The organism is Wolbachia endosymbiont of Tuta absoluta, from assembly GCF_059414725.1.
Genome location: NZ_JBNRJY010000732.1, coordinates 1 through 576, shown reverse-complemented (window position 1 = coordinate 576; position 576 = coordinate 1). Strand labels below are relative to the sequence as shown.

Sequence of the window (576 nt, the reverse complement as noted above, 5' to 3'; positions counted from 1 at the left end):
ATTCATTTGATTAAAATAGTTTTCTTAACATGTTTTTGCAATTTAGATCCGAAACATTTTGCTTTCCATTTCTATTGTATATAATATTATAGTTTCATCATAACGGTTACAACGACTTCTTTGAGTGACTAAAAATGGATTTGTAGCCCAGTTATATACAAGAACTATAATATCTAGGGTTTTTATATATAATAATTAAGTGTTTCGTTTTTAGCTACTCAGCATAGGTAGGTAGGTACATAAATCAGACACAGGTCTAGAATATAAAGATTAAAGTCACTGCTTACGGTTGCTATTTGATAATTATTTTGCTTTTTACTTACCTTAAGTAGGTACATAGAGCTGAACAAAGTATCTCAACTATACAAGGAGTAGGTAACAAATAGTAGTTTATGCAACTGTCGTATAATGGGGGTCATTAGAATGCGAGTGTCTGTTTATATAAGGGGGAAAAGAAAGAATGCAAAATCCATTTACAAATACAGCATTTAGCATGACGGCACTAACAAATGCGATGAATATATTGCCGATAAATTATGGACGTGTTGAAAATTTAAATTTATTTCCAAATAGGTC

General features: G+C 30.6%; 1 pseudogene. It reads left to right on the top strand.

The window, feature by feature from the left end:
• Positions 1-460: 460 nt before the first annotated feature.
• A pseudogene (locus tag ACJ5GX_RS07785) lies at positions 461-576 on the top strand (major capsid protein); the annotation flags it as partial.